Raw genomic sequence first — 14,468 nt, 5'->3', positions numbered from 1 at the left:
CTGCGCGCCTACTTCCCTAATAAAGGAAGCTCTGACCCTGGGGGACTAGCGTTCGTTGGGAATCCGTTCCTTTAGGATTTCCTCCACTCGGCCCCTCAGTAGGAAGGGCCAGATGCGGCGCTGTAATTCTTCTGTTTAGATTGAGCACCTTTTCGGGCGGTAACTCAATGTCTCGAATAGGTTACGAAATCATCACAAGCAATGTCCATTCGCGACACCAAAATAACGTTTGTTATCGCTTCGTTACCTTCCGTTGACCTTGCCGAGATTTAACCTCCATATGGATGCTAGCACCCGCCAGAATCCACCGCCTCGAGGCCATAAGCTGCACAAATGACAGCGGATGCCGGGCATCCGACCAAGAAGTGTCCTCACTAAGAGTGAAGCTTAACAATTAACACTTTTCTAATTTGTGACTTTCAACACTACGCAATTTTGACAGTCCCTCTTCCCCCACGATGTCACTCCTTTAACACACCTCTAGAGTCTCGCTTACATCACGACGGCGCCCCGCTTTGCCACCTTTCCTTGCGGTCGTTTTAGCTAAACCGCTTCTTGAAGCCCCAAAGGCACTAAACCGACGAGCGCAGCGTACCTCTAGACAATAAAGCCTTTCGGCATTCACACCCACCTGAGCCCACGCACTAGGCTCCTGAAACAGTAAAGCGCGACAAAACCGCAAACTATCGACAATCCGCGCACCAGAACATGTACTAAACCGGCTGCACAACAAGCTTCAGCAGTTCTTTAGATGCTTCTAGATTCATAAATACTCACTGGCACGCAACAGCTCCCCTTCAACAACTCCTGTAGCAGCCAAAAGGATGAGGACTGGGGTCGGAATCTATCTGTACATACGCAAACCGCCCTTGCTCCTTCAGCAGGAGCAAGGGCGGTTCTGTGAGCGCGTTTCGAGTAATCCTCAGGAAAAGCGGCTAAATGCGGCCGTTTTCCTCGTCCTCACGGCGGTTAGCCTCGTTGAGGCGGCGGAACATCTCCGCTTCCTCGTCGTGGTTATCCGAGTGGATTTCGTGTACTCGGTGCATGAGGGCCGAATCATCAGGGCTGAAGGTGCCCTGGGTCTCGGAGTCAGCGAGTCCGAGGTGGTTCAGCTGCTTCGGCACCTGAGCGCCTGCATACTCGAGCGGAACCGGGTGGCCTTCGGCATCAACCGGGCCGAGCGGCTGGTGAACCTCGATGAAGGCACCATTCGGCATCTGCTTGATAACGCCGGTTTCAATACCGTGCTCGAGAACCTCCCGGTCAGAGCGCTGCAAACCAACGCAAATGCGGTAGGTCATGAAGTACGCAATCGGAGGAAGCACGATGAGGCCGATACGACCAACCCAGGTCATAGCGTTCAGCGAAATCTGGAAGAAGTGTGCCACGTGGTCGTTACCACCGGACAGGGTGACCAGCAGGAAGAACACGATGGCAGCAGCGCCGATAGCGGAGCGGGTAGGAACATCGCGCGGACGCTGCAGCAGGTTGTGGTGTGCATCGTCACCGGTGAACTTCTTCTCCAAGAACGGGTACGCCATTAGCAGGACGACCATGAGGCCACACAGCAGAGCTACCCAGAACGCGGAAGGAATGGTGTAGTTGCCAATGTAGAGTTCCCAAGCCGGCATGACACGGGCAACACCGTCAGTCCACAGCATGTAAATATCTGGCTGGGAACCAGCAGAAACTTGGGATGGATTATAAGGTCCAAGCAGCCAGATGGCGTTGATGGTCAGCAAACCAGACATCAGCGCCAGTACGCCAGCCACCATCATGCCCATACCAATGGCCTTGGTGGCGAAGACCGGCATAATGCGGACGCCAACGACGTTGTTCTCCGCACGGCCCGGTCCAGGGAACTGGGTGTGCTTCTGGAACCAAACCATAATCAGGTGGGCTGCAATCAGGCCAAGGATGATGCCCGGAATAACCAGAACGTGCAGGATGTAGAAACGATCCAGCATCAGGTCGGACGGGAAGTCACCGCTAAAGATTGCCCAGTGCAGCCAGGTGCCGATAATCGGCAGACCCAGGATGATGGCGGACATGATTCGCAGACCAACACCGGAAAGCAGGTCATCCGGCAGGGAGTAACCAAGGAAGCCCTCGATCATGCCCAGCAGAATAAGTGCGCAACCGATAATCCAGTTTGCTTCACGCGGACGACGGAACGCGCCGGTGAAGAAGATACGCAGCATGTGCGCAACCATGGACATCATGAACAGCAGAGCTGCCCAGTGGTGCATCTGGCGCACGAACAAGCCACCACGAACTTCAAAAGAGATATCCAGCGCGGTGGCGTATGCGCGGGACATTTCTACACCATTAAGCGGTGCATAGGTGCCGTCGTAAATGACCTTGGTGATGGAAGGGTCGAAGAACAGCGCCAGGTAGATACCGGTCAGTACAAGAATGATGAAGCTGTATAGCGCCATCTCACCAAGCATGAAGGACCAGTGGGTCGGAAAGACCTTGTTCAGCTGAGTCCTCAACACGCCGGCGGCGCTATAGCGCTCATCCATGTTGTTGCCCATTTGGGCGAGTTTATTGCTCATTATGACTTACGCTCCCAGAATGCCGGGCCGACAGGCTCAATGAAGTTGCCCTGTGCAACGAGGTAGCCCTCGTCATCCACCGTGATAGGCAGCTGTGGCAGTGCGCGGGCAGCCGGGCCGAAGACCGGCTTACCGTACTGCAAAGCGTCGAACTGCGACTGGTGGCACGGGCACAGGATTCGGTTGGTCTGAGCCTCATACAGAGAGGTCGGGCAACCGATGTGGGTACAGATCTTGGAGTAGGCGTAGTAATCACCGTGGTGGAAGTCTTCCTGACCTTCGCGCTCGATTGCCTTCTGAGCGTCGTTGTGACGCAGGCGAATCAGCATGACCGCATTGCGGTTACCGTGAATCGAGTGCATGTGGTGCTCGTAGACATCGCGCTCGGCATCGTACTTGTCGCCATCGTTAACGTCTTCTTCTGCCAGCGGGAAGACGGTCTCCATGCCGCCTGCCGCCAGATCCTCCGGACGCACACGAACCAAGCGGGTAACACCCTTGGTGCTGTAGTGCTCACCGGTTTCGCCAGAGTGCTTCTCGGCGATAGTACCGGTGTCGCGCGCCAGGTAGAGCTTGACGCCTTCATTGTGCAGAGTCCAACCGGAAGTCCACAGGGTGCCGTCGCCGGCATAGTTCATATTGTGGCGAACCTTCCAGGGGTTCTTAATTGCGCCGCCCAGCGGAGCAATCACGGTAAGACCGAACAGAACGCCGGCGCCGCCCAACAGACCCTGAACGGTCTTGCGGCGACCCAGAGTGGATGTCTTCCAAGAATCGTTCAGAAGAGCGGTCAGGGTACGGCGGTCAACTTCTTCGGAAGGACCGTCGTGACGACGCTGAACGGAAATCTCTTCTGGGAGAATCTTCTTTACATACTGAACGATGGCTATGCCCAAGCCGCAAATTGCGAGGGCAGCAGTAATACCCAGCAGCGGGGTGTAGAGAGTGTACCAAATATGGCCCTCCTCCCCTAGCTGCTTGTACTGCCACGGCCAGAACAGATAAACGCCGAGGAACCCGAGGCCGCCAATGACGGACAGGAACAACCAGATAGCAACGTTACGTCCAGCGCGCTTTTCAGCTGGGTCACCTTCGACTGGGAAACGCTCCTTTCGGAACGCAACGGTGACGTCATCGAGCTCGGTACCAAGAGCAGCGAGTTCATCGTTGCTCATCTTGTCGAGCTCAGCGTTAGTGTAATTCTTCTTCACATTGCTCATGAGCGCGATCCAATCCACATAGCGGCGGCGCACAGGGCGCTAATGCCGATAATCCACATTGCCAGGCCTTCCGCTACTGGGCCGAGACCACCTAGGTCCCAACCTGCTGGGGAAGGGGTTTCCTTTGCAGACTTGAGGTAGGCAATGATGTCCTTCTTCTCGTCTGCGGTCAGCTGGCGGTCGGAGAACTTAGGCATGTTCTGCGGACCGGTCAGCATAGCCTGGTAGATCTCCTGCTCGCTGGCCGGAGCCAGCTCCGGAGCGAACTTACCGGAGGACAGGGCGCCGCCCTGGCCGGTGAAGTTGTGGCAGGAAGCACAGTTCATGCGGAAGAGCTCGGAGCCCTTCGCTACGTCTTCTGCCTGGATTTCGCCATTGTAGTTAGCACCACGCAGCGATTCCTGGGCAACGCTTCCGTCGTCGTTGTAGACAATGTCAGCGCCGCCGCCGTTGGCTGCAACATATGCAGCCAAGGCCAGAGTCTGCTGCTCGGTGTAGCGAGGAGCCTTACGCTCTGCCTGGGCATCGTTAGACATCATCGGCATACGGCCGGAGTGCACCTGGAAGTACACGGAACCAGCACCGATACCAACGAGGGACGGACCGCGACCTTCGATGCCCTGCAGATTGGCACCGTGGCAGGTGATACAAGCGGTGTCATAGATGTCCTTACCCTCTTGGACGAGGGCTTGGTCATCTTTTTCCGCCGTGGCGACCTGTGCGTCCGGGGTCAAGGCAGAAGCCAAGACGCCCGCACCGGACAGGCCAATCGCCAAAGCGAAGCCACCGGCAAGGGTGCGCTTCGCCTTGCGGCGACGGCGGGTCTTCTTAGCCGCCGCAGTGGTCTGCTCCACTGCCACGGACTGCGAATTGTTATCCATCATTTTCCTTTAGATAACTCGAACACGGGAGGACTGTTTGGGGATCTTGGCCAGTGCTACTGAACCAAGTAAATAACGGTGAAAACGCCGATCCACACAACGTCAACGAAGTGCCAGTAGTAGGACACTGCCATTGCTGCGGTCGCCTGTGCCGGCGTGAACTTGGACTTAGCAACGCGCGCGAGAATGATTGCAAAAGAAATCAGGCCCGCGGTCACGTGCGCAGCGTGGAAGCCGGTGATGATATAGAACACCGAACCAAAGACGCTGGACTGCACAGTCACACCTGCGTGAATCAACTCGGTCCACTCAAACGCCATGATGCCCAAGAACACAACGCCCAGTACCAGCGTCACGGTGTACCAGAGTCGAAGCTTGTAAACGTCACCCCTTTCTGCGGCAAACACGCCGAACTGCGAGGTCACAGAAGAAGAAATCAGCACTGCCGTAATGAGGAAACCCATGGGCAGGTTGATATGGGCGGTGTGCTCCGCCCAATCGCCTTCCTGACCGTTTGCTCGCGAGGTAAACCACATCGCGAACAGTCCGGCAAAGAACATCAATTCCTGAGACAGGAACACGATGGTGCCCACGCTGACCATATTGGGTCGGTTCAGCGAGGCAGCACGTGGTGCTGTCATACCTTGGTTAGAAACTACGCTCGTCACAGTGGCTATTATGGCTGTTCTGGGCGCTAAAGTCACCTCGATTCCCCCCGCTTTCTCTATTCGTTTTTGATGCTTCATCCAGCGAACGTTCAGCTCGCGAGGGTCAAAAACAATATTCCTCCAAACGGGAACTTTTTGCCCCACTTTCCGACGCCCCATTGATGCAGGTGACACCACCAGCTGGGCACTACCTTGAAATTCCTAAGCACCCCAGACGCCTGCGGCCCACACTTGTCGATGCGCCAATTAGCGCACCCGATCCCAGCCATCCAGAGAGATAAATCACATTCCACGGGCCCCCTAAACGCCCAGCTTTACAACTTTCGAACGACCCCCGCTAAAATCGGCTTCTACGTGCCAGAATGCAGAAGAAGACTAGTCGACAATACGTCACACAGTCAGGTGTCACTCCCCCACCGGCAAAACTTTTCAGAAATCTCGGGAACTTTATGACGCGACAGACGACGCTGGATCGCCAAAGCCCTCCTAGCCATGATGGCTAGGAGGGCGGAGAAGTTTTAGGCAGGGATTCCTTTACATCGAGGAATTAGTGTTTTTCCTTCGGTAGGCCGTACTGCAGGGACAGGCCGGTGCAGGCCGCGATGAGGCAGACAGCGCCGAGGGCAATCAGCCAGAAGTAGAGGAAAATGATTCCCAAGCCGAGGAGGCCAATGGCGCCAGTCATAGCCAGCGGCCAGATGGAGCCTGGGGAGAAGAAACCAAGGATACCAGCGGCATCTTCAGTTTCTGCCTCTTCCCAATCCTCTGGCAGGACGTCACTGCGGTCATCAGTGAAGTGAAGGTAAGCACCCAGCATCATGCACAGCAGGAAGGCGAGGAACATGCCCACGATGCCAACCCACTCGGCACCGTAGAGGTAGCCGTCGTCCTTAACGAAGGTGACGCCGAAGATGTAGACAATCAGCGAGACAAGAAGGTACGTCGCGATTGAGTAAAAGACTTTCGATGTTGCACGCATTGTGTTGTGTCCTTATCTCTTATGCCGCGGTGTTTACGTAGTTGTCGCCCTTAGCGGTGTCACGCTCGCCGGAGAACGGGTGGGTGGTTACCGCGTATGGGTCCTGGCCGATTTCTTCCAGAGCTTCCGCGTTGGTGGCTTCTGGGTTGTCCTCGCGGAACTTCAGGTAGGTGTTGAAGTCCTCCGGAGAGACAACGCGGATTTCAAAGTTCATCATCGAGTGGTAGGTACCGCACATTTCGGCACAACGGCCAACGAATGCGCCCTGCTTCTCAATCTTTTCTACCTGGAAGCTGCGCTCCTGAGCGTTTGCCTCGGGGTGTGCGTAGACGTCGCGCTTGAACAAGAACTCCGGTACCCAGAATGCATGGGAAACGTCGCCGGAAGCCAGACGGAACTCAATCGCGGTATCGGAAGGAAGGACCAGAACCGGAACCTCTTCGGTGGTACCGACGGTCTCAATCTTGTTGTAGTTCAGGTAGGAAAGGTCGCCCATGGACTTGCCGTGGATTGGGTTCGGGTTGTCCACGCCCTCAGGGTCGTGAGCAGTCTTCTCTGCCTCAGCCTGACGCTCCTTGTCGGCACCGTCGTAGTTCTCACCATTGACGTGATTCTCGGCGTAACCGAACTTCCAGTTCCACTGGAATGCAGTGACGTCGACGACAACCTTCGGATCCTTATCCAAGGCGGTGACCTTTTGCTGAGTCTGAACAGTGAAGAAGAACAGGCCCATAATGATGAGGATCGGGACGATGGTCAGAACCATCTCCAGCGGAACGTTGTACTGAATCTGGCGCGGGAACTCGCCCTTGCCATCCTTCTTTGCCTTCTTCGCGCTCCAGCGGAAGATTGCGGTGAGGAACAGGCCCCACATAATAAAACCAACGATCCATGCGGCAACCCAGACCCAAATCCAGAAGTTGTACATGGCCTCCGCCTCAGGGGTAATGCCCTTCGGCCAACCGAATCCCAGGAGGTTCTCTACAGCAGTTGGCGCCTGAACGTCACAACCTGCCAGAGCGAGTCCACCCAGGGCAAGTGCGCCAGCTACGCCCGCCTTGCGGGCAAAGGTGCGCTTATTACGCTGTCCCACGTGTGTTCTGCCTTTCTGTCCACACAAAACTTCTCGAATACTCACAGAGCACTCTTACCCAATCAGAATAGAGGATAATTGCCAGATTCCCAGCCTGTTTAAAGGCATAAAAGGGCACCTAGTGCACTCATTTCATATTCTCCTTCTGGTAGGTTACCGCCCCACCTGCACAATGTTCCAACCGCACCCCCAGCAGCCACAGAATCCATGTGCGCCAATTCACAGGAATCGGACGGAACCATCATCCGAAAGTTCGCACCCCTATCGGGGAAGCTAATTCCAAGGCAGTCGGCAGGTTTCCTTAAGCCGTGGCGTGTTCTGGTTTCACGCCCTCTAGCCGTAAAGTGGGTGACTAGCAGTAGACGCTTATATATAAGGAGCAATCTTTTCATGTGCGGACTTCTTGGCATGCTCGCCGCCACAGGCAACGTAGATAAGTACGTTGACGCGCTGGAACGTTCCCTGCCCTGCATGCGCCACCGCGGCCCAGATGCGGCCGGCACGTGGCATGACGGCGATGCCGCCTTCGGCTTCAACCGCCTGTCCATTATTGACTTGGAGCATTCCCATCAGCCCCTCCGCTGGGGCCCGGAGGACCAGCCCGATCGTTACGCCATGACCTTTAATGGCGAAATCTACAACTACGTGGAGCTGCGCGAGGAGCTCAAGGGCCTCGGCTACACCTTCCACACCGAGGGCGATGGCGAGCCCATCGTGGTGGGCTACCACCACTGGGGCAAGGACGTAGTCAACCATCTGCGCGGCATGTTCGGCATCGTCATCTGGGACACCCACACCAAGACGATGTTTGCCGCTCGCGACCAATTTGGCATCAAGCCGCTGTATTACGCCACTACCGAGGCGGGCACCGTTTTCGCTTCGGAGATGAAGTGCATCCTTGAAATGGCAGACGAGATTGGTCTAGAGCTCAACCTTGACCGACGCGCCATTGAACACTACGTCGACCTGCAGTACGTCCCGGAACCAGAATCCCTCCACGCGAATATTCGCCGCGTAGAATCCGGCTGCACTGTTACCCTTCGTCCAGGCGAAGACGTTGTCGCCGAGCGCTACTTCAAGCCTCGCTTCCCTGTGCAGCAGGTTAAGCAAGGCGAAGAGCAACAGCTATTTAACCGCATTGCAGAGGCGCTCGAAGATTCCGTCGCTAAGCACATGCGTGCCGACGTCACCGTGGGTTCCTTCCTATCCGGCGGCATTGACTCCACCGCTATTGCCACTCTGGCCAAGCGCCACAACCCAGATCTACTAACCTTTACCACCGGCTTCGAGCGCGAGGGCTATTCTGAGGTCGATGTCGCGGCAGAGTCCGCAGAGGCTATTGGCGTGGAGCACATCGTCAAGATTGTTTCTCCTGAAGAATATGCCGAGTCCATCCCGAAGATCATGTGGTACCTGGACAATCCGGTGGCTGACCCCTCGCTGGTTCCGCTGTACTTTGTGGCGCAGGAAGCCCGCAAACATGTCAAGGTAGTTCTTTCCGGCGAGGGCGCGGACGAGCTCTTTGGTGGCTACACCATCTACAAGGAACCACTATCCCTCGCGCCGTTTGAGAAGATCCCGTCGCCGCTTCGTCGCGGACTGGGCAAGCTCTCCCAGGTTCTACCGGAGGGCATGAAGGGCAAGTCCCTGCTTAATCGCGGCTCGATGACGATGGAAGAGCGCTACTACGGCAACGCTCGTTCCTTCAACTTTGACCAGATGCAGCGCGTTATCCCGTGGGCAAAGCGCGAATGGGACCACCGCGAGGTTACCGCCCCCATCTACGCCCAGTCCAAGGACTTTGATCCGGTTGCCCGCATGCAGCATTTGGATCTATTCACTTGGATGCGCGGTGACATCCTGGTCAAGGCCGATAAGATCAATATGGCCAACTCGCTGGAGCTGCGCGTGCCATTCTTGGACAAGGAAGTCTTCAAGGTTGCCGAATCCATCCCTTATGACCTGAAGATCTCGCACGGCACCACCAAATACGCCCTGCGCAAGGCCATGGAACAGATCGTGCCGGCGCATGTTCTGCACCGCAAGAAGCTGGGTTTCCCAGTGCCGATGCGCCACTGGCTGGCCGGCGATGAGCTTTATGGCTGGGCCCAGGACACCATCAATGAATCCCAGACCGAGGACATCTTCAATAAGAAGGAAGTTCTCGAGATGCTCAAGGAGCACCGCGACGGCGTTTCCGATCACTCCCGCCGCTTGTGGACCGTGCTGTCCTTTATGATCTGGCACGGCATCTTTGTGGAAAAGCGCATCGATCCGCAGATCGAGCAGCGCGACTACCCAGTCAAGCTCTAAGAGCCTTCCACACATACAAAGAGGGTGGGTGCCAGTGGCACCCACCCTCTTTTCTGTCCTTCTATTTAGTTGAAGGAATCGCCACAAGCGCAAGAGCCGGTGGCATTCGGGTTATCAATGGTGAAACCCTGGGACTCGATGGTGTCAGCGAAGTCAATCTTGGCACCGGTCAGGTAGGGAACGGACATCTTGTCCACAACGAGGTTTACGCCGCCTACCTGGTCAACCTTGTCACCATCCAAGGTGCGGTCATCAAAGTAGAGCTGGTAGCGCAGGCCAGCGCAGCCACCAGGCTGGACGGCAATGCGCAGAGAGAGATCGTCGCGGCCTTCCTGATCAAGCAGCGCCTTTGCCTTTGCGGCTGCTGCTTCAGTCAGAATGACGCCGGTTGCGGAAGCTGGAGCGGTCATCACTTCTCCTCAATAAGTATTGGATTCGTTGCCACTACCCTACCCGGTTAGTTCAGGTGGGAAAAGGTAGCCCATACCTACAACACCATCTGGGCCGGGCCTATTCCCCTATTCACACCTAAACCTTGTAGTGTGAGGAGCGTGAAACTCCCGTGGCAAAAAGATGACAAGACCTCCACTGAACCCGCCCCTGTACAGGACAAAGCTCAGGCCAAAGTTCAGGAAGAGCCCCAGCGCAAGGGCTACACCCCACCGAAGGGTCGTCCTACGCCAAAGCGCGCAGAGCAAGAGATTGCGCGCGGCGTAAAGCGCGATCCCAATGGCATGTCCGATGCGCAGCGCTACCAGCACCGCAAGGACATGAAGAAGTCCATGAGCAAGGACGAGTGGAAGGAATATAAGAAGAAGGAGCGCCAAGAGCGCCAGCAGGCCAACCGCGAGCAGCAGGCCCGCATGGCAGAAGGCGATCCGCGCTTCCTCCCCGCCCGCGACCAGGGTGAAGTGCGCGCCTATGTGCGCGATTGGGTGGATGCCCGCCGCAGCCTGAGCAACTGGGTCATGCCGATGGCCTTGGTGCTCATCGTGGTCATGTTCTTGACCTACGCGGTACCCAGCATTGCAACAATCATCAACGCGGTAGCGATGGTTATCCTCGTAATCTTCGCCATCGAGGGCGTCATTTTGGCCCGCCGCTGCAATAATGCCGTGCGCGCCAAGTTCCCTGGCACCACCGAAGCCGGCTTTAGTCTTGGTTTTTATGCGTATTCTCGCGCCAGCCAGCCGCGCAAGTGGCGCATCCCGCGCCCCCGCGTGGAGCTCGGCGCTGACGTTTAGGGGGACTACTCATGGCCATTCCGCAGCCCGATAAGCAGGCACATACCGCACAGGACGCGCAGCTCGCCCCTTGGGGGCGCCTGACCGACGCCGCTCAATGGCTGGCTGCTTGCCAAGGCGCGGCACCTGCCCATGAGCCGCGGCGCGTGCGGGCCGTGATTTTCGCGGATCAAGAGACCTCGCTTTCGGCCGCTGAGACCGCTGCGCGTCGCGCCGAGGCCGGGCTGAATGTAGTCACCGTGACGGATTATTCCCAAGCCTACAGCCTTGGAGCCGCAACAGCGGATGCGGAAATTGATGCCGGGGCTGACCTACTGATTCCCGGCGGCGAAGAGCTCGCCCGAGTACCGGCCGTGGTAATGGCAACTATGACGCAGACGGAGCCGGTAGTGATCGTCGGCAAGCAGCGCAGCGTGGAAGACTGGAAGCGCGAGGTCTGCGCTATCCGGGACGCTATGTTTCGCGCCCGTAACCTCGAAGGCATGGAGCTGGTTGAATCGTGCCAGTCCACGGTGCTGGCAGCCACGGTGGGGTTCATTGCCCGAGCCGCGGAGCGCCGCACGCCCCTGCTTATCGACGCCCCCTTGACCGCCACCGCCGCGCTCCTTGCCGAGCGCGATAATCCCGGTGTGAAAGACTGGCTCTTCGCCACAACCCTGTCCGCTGCCCCTGCGCATAAGTTGGCACTGGAAAAGCTAGGGCTCCACCCCCTGCTTGAACTGGGAATGGAGCCACAACCTGCACTAGGCGCGCTCGCGGCGCTGCCAATGTTGCTGACCGGAGTGGAGATCGCTGCGGACGCCTAACCGGGGACTACTTCACTAGGGTATGGAGCCAACCGTGGGTATCCTCCACTGCGCCGCGCTGGATACCGGTGAGGCGCTCGCGCAGGGCCATGGTGATCTCCCCCGCTTCATTGCCATTGACCTGGAAGTCGGCAGAGTCTCCCAACACGTGACCCACCGGCGTAATAACCGCGGCAGTGCCACAAGCAAAGGCCTCTGACATAGCGCCGGATTCGGCATCGCGCTGCCACTCTTCGGCAGTAATGCGGCGCTCGGTGACCTTGTAGCCCACATCCTGTGCTACCTGCAATAGGGATTCGCGGGTAATGCCGGGCAGCAAAGAGCCCGATAGTTCTGGTGTAACAATCTCCGCGCTATCACCAGAGCCATATACAAACATCAGGTTCATTCCGCCCATCTCCTCGATGTAACGGCGCTCAATGGCATCCAACCAGACAACCTGGTCACACCCCTTTTCATCCGCCTGGGCCTGCGCCAAGAGCGAGCCTGCATAGTTGCCCGCAAACTTGGCCGCGCCGGTGCCGCCAGGGGCTGCGCGCACGTAGTCAGTGGATAGCCACACCGAAACCGGCTTGATTCCGCCGCTGAAGTAGGAACCCGCTGGGGAGGCAATGAGCACGTAGCGGTAGGAATTGGCGGGGTGAACGCCCAAGGAGACCTCGGTGGAGATCATAAACGGGCGCAGGTACAGCGCTGCTTCCCCGCCGGCTTCTGGTACCCAGTCCTGATCCACCTCCACCAATTGGCGCAGGGACTCAATAAACTCCTCCTGCGGAAGCTCCGGCATAGCCAATCGCTCAGCGGAGTTGATTAAGCGCTGCGCATTGTGGTCCGGCCGGAAAGTAGCGATAGAACCATCCGGCTGACGGTAGGCCTTGATGCCTTCAAAGATTGCCTGCCCATAATGGAATACGTTGGTGGCAGGTTCCATGGTCATCGGTCCGTACGGGCGCACCTGAGCATTGTGCCACCCCTTTTCTTCGGTCCAGTCAATGGTGACCATGTGGTCTGTAAAGTGCTTGCCAAAGCCGGGGTTGGCGAGGATGTCGCTCAATTCTTCCGCGGAGGTGGGGTTATCGGTACGAGTAATCGTGTAATCAAGCATGCCCACAATCTACCCCTTTATCTATAGCAAGGCAGGAATAAGTTCATCGCCGCGCGGTACAGTGGTGGGAAGATTGATAAGCCTTTCCACAAAGGAGGAGACAAATGGCACAGTCCGATCTACCAGCACGCGGCCACTTTCCCCAGGTAAAGCTGGGAAAGAAGGTTCCTAAGAAGGCGGAAGCTCTACTTATCGCCGCTTTCGAGGGCGAAGGCGGCCTAGAGCTGCCAGGCACCGATCTGCTTGGGGGCGCGGCGCTGCGCTCCACTTATGAAGCACTGGTGGCCGTAGGGGCCTCTGGCAAGGCCGGTGAGGTCACGCGCGTGCCGGCCCCATCCAAGGCGGGCGTAGCATCCATCATCGCCGTTGGCTTGGGCGATGCGGAAGAAGTTGACGATGAGACGCTGCGCCGCGCTGCCGGCCAAGCCGCCCGCTCTATCACCAAGGTGGGGGCCGTAGCCACCTCCCTGGGCGATTTTGGAATCACCCCAGTGGTAGAAGGCCTTATCCTCGGCGGCTATAAGTATTCTGGCCTGCGCTCCGAGTCGGCAGCGGAGACCACCACCTACACCGTGGTGGCGGAGAAGTCCGCTCAAAAGGAGTTCGACAGCGCCAAAATTACCGCCGAGTCCGTCCTCATCGCCCGCGACCTCGTCAATACCCCTTCCAATCTGCTCTATCCAGAAACCTACGCGGCGTTCCTGTCTGCCCAAGCGGCAGAGGCCGGCCTTGAGGTAGAGGTCTTGGATGAAAAGGCGCTGGAAAAGCAGGGCTTTGGTGGCATCATGGCCGTCGGCCGCGGATCCGCCCGCCCGCCGCGCTTGGTCCGCTTGAGCTGGAAGCCGAAGAAAGCCAAGCGCCACGTCGCCCTAGTAGGCAAGGGCATTACCTTTGATACCGGCGGTATTTCCCTGAAGCCGGGCGCCAAGATGTGGGACATGATTTCTGACATGGGCGGTTCCGCTGCAATGGCCGCGGCCATCATCGCTGCGGCAAAGCTGAACCTCAAGGTAGGTATCACCGCTACCCTGCCGCTGGCAGAAAACATGCCGGGCAGCGATGCCACCCGCCCGGGTGACGTCATCACCCACTACGGCGGCATTACCTCCGAGGTACTCAACACTGACGCGGAGGGACGCCTCGTGCTTGCCGACGCCATTGCGCGCGCCAGCGAGGACAACCCCGATTTCCTCATCGAAACCGCGACCTTGACCGGCGCCCAGATGGTCGCCCTGGGTGAGCGCACCGCCGGCGTGATGGGCTCGGAAGAATTCCGCGATCGCATGGCCGAGATCGGCCGCGAGGTGGGCGAGAAGGCTTGGGCCATGCCGCTCCTGGAAGAACACGAAGAATCAGTGAAATCTGCCAGCGCCGATATCCGCAATATCAACGCCAAGCGTGAGGGCGGCATGGAATACGCCGGCACCTACCTCCAGCACTTCGTGGGCGAGGGAATCGAATGGGCCCATATCGATGTGGCTGGCCCTTCCTTCAACACCACGGGCGCTTATGGATACACCCCAAAGATGGGCACCGGCGTGCCCACCCGCACGGTGGTTGCCGCCTTGCGCGAGATTGCTGAATTAAAGTAGCACCACAAC

General features: G+C 57.7%; 12 protein-coding genes. 4 read left to right on the top strand and 8 right to left on the bottom strand.

Annotated features, from left to right (window positions below):
* Positions 1-935: 935 nt before the first annotated feature.
* The 6 genes from QKD99_RS08185 to QKD99_RS08160 form a co-directional block, all read right to left on the bottom strand.
* Positions 936-2,558, bottom strand: a complete 1,623-nt coding sequence (locus QKD99_RS08185) for a cytochrome bc complex cytochrome b subunit (protein WP_284765746.1) — start codon at positions 2,556-2,558, stop codon at positions 936-938.
* The gene (locus tag QKD99_RS08180; RefSeq protein WP_347951194.1) at positions 2,558-3,778 is read right to left on the bottom strand and encodes a ubiquinol-cytochrome c reductase iron-sulfur subunit; all 1,221 of its coding nucleotides are present in this window, start codon (positions 3,776-3,778) and stop codon (positions 2,558-2,560) included. The genes QKD99_RS08185 and QKD99_RS08180 overlap by 1 nt, the downstream gene beginning before the upstream one ends.
* The gene (locus tag QKD99_RS08175) at positions 3,775-4,662 is read right to left on the bottom strand and encodes a cytochrome c (RefSeq protein ID WP_005324465.1); all 888 of its coding nucleotides are present in this window, start codon (positions 4,660-4,662) and stop codon (positions 3,775-3,777) included. Before QKD99_RS08175 ends, QKD99_RS08180 begins: the two co-directional genes overlap by 4 nt.
* 53 nt (positions 4,663-4,715) lie before the next feature.
* Complete coding sequence (locus QKD99_RS08170; protein ID WP_179386734.1) at positions 4,716-5,300, bottom strand: heme-copper oxidase subunit III; 585 nt, start codon at positions 5,298-5,300, stop codon at positions 4,716-4,718.
* Positions 5,301-5,874: 574 nt separating this feature from the next.
* Positions 5,875-6,306 carry a cytochrome c oxidase subunit 4 gene (locus QKD99_RS08165; protein WP_005328946.1) on the bottom strand — a complete coding sequence of 144 codons (432 nt, stop codon included), beginning with the start codon at positions 6,304-6,306 and terminating at the stop codon, positions 5,875-5,877.
* A 19-nt stretch (positions 6,307-6,325) separates the two neighbouring features.
* A complete protein-coding gene (locus QKD99_RS08160) occupies positions 6,326-7,399 on the bottom strand; it encodes a cytochrome c oxidase subunit II (RefSeq protein WP_005324460.1) in 1,074 nt (357 codons plus the stop codon).
* Between the two features lie 390 nt (positions 7,400-7,789).
* Between QKD99_RS08160 and asnB the strand changes: the two genes are divergently transcribed.
* Positions 7,790-9,712, top strand: coding sequence for an asparagine synthase (glutamine-hydrolyzing) (gene asnB, locus QKD99_RS08155; protein ID WP_284843753.1), 1,923 nt, complete (start codon positions 7,790-7,792; stop codon positions 9,710-9,712).
* Positions 9,713-9,777: 65 nt separating this feature from the next.
* On the opposite strand, the gene QKD99_RS08150 is transcribed toward asnB, so the two are convergent.
* A complete protein-coding gene (locus QKD99_RS08150; protein WP_005324455.1) occupies positions 9,778-10,122 on the bottom strand; it encodes an iron-sulfur cluster assembly accessory protein in 345 nt (114 codons plus the stop codon).
* 141 nt (positions 10,123-10,263) lie between these two features.
* Here QKD99_RS08150 and QKD99_RS08145 point away from each other — a divergent pair, with 141 nt between their 5' ends.
* Positions 10,264-10,956, top strand: coding sequence for a DUF3043 domain-containing protein (locus QKD99_RS08145; RefSeq protein WP_225746698.1), 693 nt, complete (start codon positions 10,264-10,266; stop codon positions 10,954-10,956).
* Between the two features lie 11 nt (positions 10,957-10,967).
* Positions 10,968-11,762, top strand: a complete 795-nt coding sequence (locus QKD99_RS08140; protein ID WP_225746697.1) for a nicotinate-nucleotide--dimethylbenzimidazole phosphoribosyltransferase — start codon at positions 10,968-10,970, stop codon at positions 11,760-11,762.
* 7 nt (positions 11,763-11,769) lie between these two features.
* Here the strand turns inward: QKD99_RS08140 and QKD99_RS08135 are convergent, their stop codons facing one another.
* Entirely contained in the window at positions 11,770-12,873 is a 1,104-nt protein-coding gene (locus QKD99_RS08135) for a branched-chain amino acid aminotransferase (RefSeq protein WP_347951193.1), read from the bottom strand.
* Between the two features lie 98 nt (positions 12,874-12,971).
* Here QKD99_RS08135 and QKD99_RS08130 point away from each other — a divergent pair, with 98 nt between their 5' ends.
* On the top strand, positions 12,972-14,459 hold the full coding sequence (locus tag QKD99_RS08130) for a leucyl aminopeptidase (protein ID WP_347951192.1): 1,488 nt from the start codon (positions 12,972-12,974) through the stop codon (positions 14,457-14,459).
* Positions 14,460-14,468: the final 9 nt, after the last annotated feature.

It is taken from the genome of Corynebacterium sp. c3Ub_189, assembly GCF_039907195.1.
Lineage (GTDB): Bacteria > Actinomycetota > Actinomycetes > Mycobacteriales > Mycobacteriaceae > Corynebacterium.
Note: the sequence above shows the minus strand (reverse complement) of the source record. Positions and strands in the feature narration are given on the sequence as shown.